General features: G+C 61.6%; 5 protein-coding genes. 1 reads left to right on the top strand and 4 read right to left on the bottom strand.

Annotated features, from left to right (window positions below; all coding sequences use genetic code 11):
* Positions 1-186: 186 nt before the first annotated feature.
* From ACMO6A_RS07990 to ACMO6A_RS07975, 4 genes are all read right to left on the bottom strand, one after another.
* Positions 187-1,188 carry a glycosyltransferase family 2 protein gene (locus tag ACMO6A_RS07990; RefSeq protein ID WP_009306541.1) on the bottom strand — a complete coding sequence of 334 codons (1,002 nt, stop codon included), beginning with the start codon at positions 1,186-1,188 and terminating at the stop codon, positions 187-189.
* Positions 1,185-2,249, bottom strand: a complete 1,065-nt coding sequence (locus tag ACMO6A_RS07985; protein WP_226844230.1) for a glycosyltransferase — start codon at positions 2,247-2,249, stop codon at positions 1,185-1,187. The genes ACMO6A_RS07990 and ACMO6A_RS07985 overlap by 4 nt, the downstream gene beginning before the upstream one ends.
* A 35-nt stretch (positions 2,250-2,284) precedes the next feature.
* The gene (locus tag ACMO6A_RS07980; protein WP_009306544.1) at positions 2,285-2,989 is read right to left on the bottom strand and encodes a sugar transferase; all 705 of its coding nucleotides are present in this window, start codon (positions 2,987-2,989) and stop codon (positions 2,285-2,287) included.
* A 297-nt stretch (positions 2,990-3,286) separates the two neighbouring features.
* Positions 3,287-4,768, bottom strand: a complete 1,482-nt coding sequence (locus tag ACMO6A_RS07975; RefSeq protein ID WP_229033313.1) for a helix-turn-helix transcriptional regulator — start codon at positions 4,766-4,768, stop codon at positions 3,287-3,289.
* A 282-nt stretch (positions 4,769-5,050) separates the two neighbouring features.
* Here ACMO6A_RS07975 and ACMO6A_RS07970 point away from each other — a divergent pair, with 282 nt between their 5' ends.
* Complete coding sequence (locus tag ACMO6A_RS07970; RefSeq protein ID WP_418471053.1) at positions 5,051-6,850, top strand: FAD-binding protein; 1,800 nt, start codon at positions 5,051-5,053, stop codon at positions 6,848-6,850.
* The last annotated feature ends 145 nt before the right edge of the window (positions 6,851-6,995 follow it).

The raw sequence follows: 6,995 nt of genomic DNA, 5'->3' as shown, positions 1-6,995 counted from the left end.
GAGACCAGGAAGCCCTAAGTGCCACAATGGACAAAACCAGCAAGATCAAGGCAATGACATGAAACGGCTTGATAGCCGCCCCACCCAGAGAGAAGATAACGACGTTCTGGAAACACGCAGAAATCAACAGAGCTGACAAGGCCGTCTCTCTCGCAGTCATACAAAATGAGATTTTTCTCAAAACCCTCATCTGAGAAGACCGGCTTTTCTACACGCATGGCAAAAAAGAGCAAACGGAGCTTCGCCGATCAAGGCAATGGCTGCAGCAAGTCGTTCCCTCTTCCGAGCCGAAGAATCACTCAGAACGATCTTTCTTCTCTCCTTGAGTTCGCCCCACAAAGCTCGACGATCATTCTCGAACTTACTGGAAAGCTCGTATTCTACCGGTATCTGTGCATAAACCATCCGGCAAAGAGAAAAACAGCGCGATGCGGATGCAACGGCTAGATCCGGATACCATTCCTGCATATCCGAGCTAAGTCGTCGTGAAACCTCAATGGCAGATAAGGCTTTTATCGGACTGTACGCCTGACTGATGATCCCGGATTTCCGCAGACGATACGCATACAAGGCCCTGCAATCAACCAACGCAACACGATCTACATCATGAATGAACTTGTAAACGCTTGCCAGGTCCTCGTAATACAACCCCACAGCAAAAGGAGCATCGCCGAGTATACGTCTAGCATAAAGCCTCCATGGAACTCCCGTATCGAGCCTTTGATAGAGCATCAACTTCTGAACCGTATATGAATCCATAACCCTTGCGTCGGGAATAAAGGCCGCCTTCGCAACAAGCTCGCATGAAGAGCCGTCCTCGAATGCCGTACCACAAGGTATCGCCGCTATCTCACAGTCGCACACTTCGATAGCATGCATAAGCGTCTCAATGAAAACAGGGGACACGAAATCATCGCCGTCAACGAAGGCCACGAAATCACCCCGACAAACGGCTATTCCAGCGTTTCGGGCAGCACTCAGCCCTTCGTTCTCTTTGTGCACCACAACCACACGGGAATCGCTACAAGCGTATTGATCGCAAGAAAACCCCGATCCATCTGTCGATCCGTCGTTTACTACAACGATCTCGATATTGCTATAAGTTTGAGCGATCACGCTCTCTATGCATTCCGACACGTACGACTCAACGTTATAAACAGGGATGATAACACTGACAAGCGGGTTCATTTTCCCGCCCTTTCGCCATCGAGAGCGATGTATAACGCTGCAAGTTTCTGCGCCGCTGCATCAATGTCGTAGTACGAGAAACGCTCCGGACGCACAGGGACCCTGTCGCCGGCCCTCAAGGCGCATAGCGCGTCCGCCCAGGCCGAAGGATCATCGATCGGCAGGAAGCGCACCGCTCCCGTCACGTCCACCTCGCGGGTGATCGCGTCGGACAGCAGGCACGGCAAGCCGGCCCTCTGCGCCTCAAGCGCCGCCATGCCAAACCCCTCGTACGTACTGGGGAAGGCAAATGCATCGAATCCTTGATACGCCAACGAAGAGTCCATTTGGCCGGGCATAACCATATACTCCGAAAGACCTAGGCAGGCCGCACGATTCTGAATGGCGATGCGATCCTTTCCTTCTCCAACCAAGACCAATCGAGCATCCACGCCGCTCTTTCTTAGGCAACTCAAAACCTCTATCAGGAATGATTGGTTCTTCACAGGGGCAAGCCTCCCTACATGCCCGATCACCACCTGGCCATCCTCGATGTTCCACATTTGGCGAGCTTTCGACCTCCAACGCTCGTCGAAGGCGAATGCATTCATGTCGATCGCGTTCGGAACAACTTCGAGCTCGACCTCCTTGCCGAACAGCCATTCACCGGCATAGCGTGAGCACGCGAGGCGGTGCGTCGGGTAGCGGTTCGCCTGGGTGCGCAGCAGGCGCTTGAGCGCGTTCTTGACGGGCTCGCCCTTGCCCGCCGTCGAATGCGAGTGGGCGATGCGCACGGGCACGCCCGCCCGGGCGGCCGCGCGCAGCGGGAAGACCGAGAGCGCGTTGACGTGGGAGTGGACGATGGACCACCCCTCGTCCGAGAACAGACCCTCCAGGCGCCCCATGTAAGCGAGGAGGCGCTGGTAAGGAGGAACCACGAACACCCGGCCGCCGAGCGACCCGATCTCCTCGCGCGGCACGAGCGCGGAGTCCTCGTCCACGAGGAAGTCGAACTGCACGCGGCTCCTGTCGATATGCCGGTAGTAGTTCATGACCACGGCCTCGACGCCGCCGCCGCACATCTTGCCCACAACATGCGCTACGCGGATAGGCTCACTCATCTTCCCGTCCTGCCTTTTCCGAACATGATCGAGAACGTCCTCAGGAACACCTTCGCATCTATAGCAAGAGAGGCGTTCCTGACGTAATAAAGCTCCAGTTCCTGGCGGCTGCCGTCGCCGTAGGTCGCATCGTTTCTCGCCTGCACCTGCCACCAGCCGGTGATGCCGGGCTTGACGGAAAGGAGCTCGCCCGCCGCGTCGCCGTAAGCCGCCAGCTCCTCCTCAACGATGGGACGCGGGCCGACAACGCTCATCTGGCCAGCCAGCACGTTCAGGAACTGAGGCAGCTCGTCGAGGGAGGTCCTGCGCAGGAAGCGCCCCACCTTGGTGACGCGAGGATCGTCATCCACCTTGCGCTCGCGCCTCCACCGCTCGAGCTGTTTGGGATCCAAATGCTTCTCAACATCGTCGGAGTCGGCCACCATGGTACGCAGCTTGAAGATGCGTAGCGGCCTTCCTTGATACCCGACGCGCTTTTGGAGGTAGATGGGGGATCCGGGGGACTCCAGGCCGATAGCGACGCAAAGGAGCGCGATCGGAACCAGGCCGACTATCGTCGCGCACAGGCTGAAGGCGATGTCGAACACCCGCTTGACGAAGCGGTACCCCAGCCGCCCTTCCGCCGGAGCCGGGACGGGCACCGGGCCCTCGGCCTCCGACACCAGTTCGGGCGCCAGGAACGCCACGTCGGAGGCGGCCATCGACTCGGAGGCGCATCTGGCTCCTGCCGCCGCGCGGGATCCTTCGACTCGCTTCGCTCGCTCGGGATGACAACCCGAGGAGTCGCTCCGCTCAGGATGACAAACCCCGATGCTCCCGCTTAGGTTTCCATAACCGCGCTTATCGAGCAATGTTGCCGACAACACCTTGATCGGGCGGTTAGCTAACCTCTTGATTCTTACGGGGTCACCATGACCCCGTAAACAACGTACAGGCTTCTTCGCGACGGCGCACAACGCTTGCAGCATGTACCACTATCAGTACAGCGTTACCCCGCACTACTCCCCCGCGCGCTCCACCAGGTCGATCAACTCCTGCTGGGAATGCACATCCAACTTCGCGTAGATATGTTTGACATGGCTCTTCACCGTGTTGCGCGACACCACGTAGTGTTCCATGACGAACTGCCCGTTGCGCCCGCGGGCCAACATGGCGAAGATCTCCGTCTCGCGCTCGGTCAAGCCGTGCTGCGCACCCAGCTCAGCGCACCGCTCCTCGATGCTGAGCTGCCGCACCGTCTCACCAGCGCCGCCAAACCTCACCTCGCCGACTGCCTCGGCAGCAGCAGCCCCAGCCGACCCAGCCTCGCGCTCGCCCACGTTCACCACGCCTCGGATCGTGTCGGCGAAACTGAACTTCCTGAATCCCAACCACAGAAACGCGACGAACGCGAACAGCACGACCTCGGCGATGAGCATGGCTGCATCGTCATTCGTGCCCACGATATCGTTCGTGGTATGCCCGGCAATCGCGCCCACGTCGGTTCCAACCGCGCTCATGAAACGCACAAGCGCGAACGTCGGCAACAAAGCCAACAGGTTTTGCCGCCCCACCGCCAACACCACAAGCCACACCAGCATGTCGAAGCTGCGCACGCCGATGCGCAAAAGCGCATTCGCCGAGGGCAGATCCGTCAAAAACGTGAACGGCGCGATGATGAAGCCGGCCACCACCAACAGCATCGCGAACGAGAACAACATGTCCTCCTTGCTCTCGCTGCGCGACAGCAGCATCCATGCGGCCACCCCCACCAGCACGACCGCCGAAACATCGACGCTGATAGGAGCATGGGACACTTCGTTGAGCGTGAGTCCGTAACCCGTCGCAACGCTGAACAATCCTACGCATAAAAACAGCGCATGAGCAGGCCGCAAGAACGATTCCGGATTGGACAGTTCGAGGCTGGCCGGGGACGCTTCGCGCGCGATCGCGTCCAGCTGCCGCCCGCCTCGGCGATACAGCATTACGATGACCAGCGCGTACGAGCATGTCGCCTCGACGATGCCCAGCTCGTACGAGACCGGAGGATGCGCCACGCGCACCACTTCGCCCAACGCCATGCCGCACACCACCCCCGCAAGCACCGCCTTCGACGAACGCAACGACGAGAACGCGGAAACCATCATGATCGACGCCCACGCGGAGGCCGTGTTGTAGAACAGGAAGCCCGCCACCGTCAGCGGACCGTTCGCCATCTGCAGAGCGAACTCCAGCACGAACGCCGCCGTGATCGCACAGCCCAGCGCCACCACGGTTAATAAGCGCCGATCGAGCAGCGAAGGCTTGCGCGTGGCGATCAGAAACAAGATCAAGAACAGAAAGCCCGACGTCATCGTGGAAATCTCCCGAGCGATGCCGTAGTATTCGGCCACGCGAGAATACACGCTCGCGTTCAGAATGCCGCCGACACAGCCCATGATCGCAAAGGCGATCACGCACACCACTATAGCCGCGCTTTCGCCGTGCTTCGAATCGCGCATACGTTCCACCATCGCTTGCAAGGCTCCCTCCCCCTCATCGCTTGCTCCCATTGTAAGCGAAACCTGCGCCATCCGATCACGGCACCCCGCATCCACCACGTTCATCAGCCTTATCGCCCTCAAATCACCCTCGCAGGGGGAGCGCGCCAACTCGCCTTTCGCCAGCCGAAACACCCCCGACGGGGTGGTTTCAAGCCTCGCCGAACGCCGTAGAGTGCACGTCGAGGGAAGCGGCTCCTCATCCGGAGCCGCAAAACAAATCGCACCATTAGGAGGATCATCATGGGAACGAACGTAACGAACGAAGGCGGCATCTCCCGCCGCAGCTTCCTGGGCGGCGTCGCAGGCGTCGGCGCGCTTGCCGCCATGGGCCTGGCCGGCTGCTCGCCCAAGGCCGCGGGTACAACCGGAGCCGAGAGCGCTTCCAGCTCTGCCAGCGCAGCCACGGGCGTGGCCGACAACAACGCGGTGGCCGTGGACGACGGCAGCGCCGCCATCACGGTCGACTGGCTGGGCGCCCCGCCGGAGATCGGCGACATCACCGAGACGAAGGACACCGACCTGCTCATCGTGGGCGCAGGCAACGGCGGCATGATCGCCGGCGCGTACGCATCCGACCAGAAGATGGACTTCATCCTATGCGAGAAGGGCACCGAGGTGGGCGCCACGCGCCACTGGTTCAACGCCGTCGACACCAAGCCCTTCACCGACCAGGGCTACCACACCGACCGCGCCCGCCTGCACGGCGAGTGGGCTCGCTATTCCAGCGGCACGTGCGACCACAACCTCATCAACATGTGGATGAACGAGAGCAACGACATGTTCGAGTACGTCGACAAGTACATGAGCGAAGCCGGCGCCGTGGTCATCGCCGACGAGTTCGAGATGCCGGGCGGCATGGGCGCCACCCCCTTCTACACCCCCTGCGGCGAGCACCACTACGGCAACGCCGAGGGCGGCCGCGACGGCGTCCCCGTGCGCAACGAGCTGTTCGAGAAGGTCATGAACGACAACGGCTACGAGATCTCCTACAAGCACGAGCTGGTGAAGCTGGTCACCGAGGATTCCGGCAAGGTTACCGGCGCCATCTTCAAGACTGACAACGGCTACACGCAGATCAACGCCAAGAAGGGCGTGCTGCTGACCACGGGCGGCTACTCCGCGAACCCCGCCATGCTCTCGTCGCTGTCCCCCATCACCACCGCGTCGGTGACCGCGCTGGGCTACAACCAGAACAACACGGGCGACGGCATCAAGGCGGCGCTGTGGGCAGGCGCGGTGAAAGACATCACCAGCGCCACGATGATCTTCGACCGCGGCCTCGTCGCGCCCGGCACCACCGCGGGCTACACCGAGGAGTCCGTCAAGGCCGGCAATCCGCAGTGGCCGGGCAACGGCCAGTTCAACCCCGGCACGCAGCCCTTCCTCAAGGTGAACCTGCGCGGCGAGCGCTTCGCCCTCGAGTCCGCCGACTACGACTACTTGCCCCATGCGGCCGCGCAGCAGCCCGGCGGCGTGTACATCAGCGTCTGGGACGGCAACTTCGGCGACGACGTGCAGCGCTTCCACACCCTCGGCTGCTCGGCCGGCACCCGCACGGGCGTGCTGGGCGTGAAGAAGGAAGACGGCACGTACGACCTGGACAAGTACTTCGAGAAGGAGCTGGCCGACGGTCGCCTGCAGAAGGCCGACACGCTCGACGAGCTTGCCGACAAGCTTGGCTTCGACGCCGACGCCAAGAAGACGTTCCTCGCCACCTGCGAGCGCTACAACGAGCTGTACGACAACCAGGAAGACGTCGACTTCGGCAAGGAGCCCTACCGCCTTTCCGAGCTGCGCACCCCGCCGTTCTTCGGCGCCACGCTGGGCGGCACGCTGCTCACCACCATCGACGGCGTCCGCATCAACGCCGACTGCCAGGCGCTCAACACCGACTTCGAGCCCATCGAGGGCCTGTACTGCGCCGGCGACTGCTCGGGGTCGCTCTTCAGCGGCAACTACCCCGACCAGATGCACGGCGTCGCCTGCGGCCGCACGATGACCGAGGCCCTGCACGTGGTCAAGAAGCTGGCGAACGCGTAACCCGCGCAAGCAGACCTCGCGCCCGCGCCCCGCGCACAACCGCATGCCCTCCCCCTCGCGACGCCCGAACCCTCCCTCGGGCGTCGCCTATGCGGAGGGCCTGCGGGCCTCTATCTTCAGCATGACCGACGTCGCTTTCGCAAGC

The sequence above is a fragment of the Eggerthella sp. genome (genome assembly GCF_048329335.1).
In the GTDB taxonomy this organism is placed as follows: Bacteria; Actinomycetota; Coriobacteriia; order Coriobacteriales; family Eggerthellaceae; genus Eggerthella; species Eggerthella lenta.
Note: the sequence above shows the minus strand (reverse complement) of the source record. Positions and strands in the feature narration are given on the sequence as shown.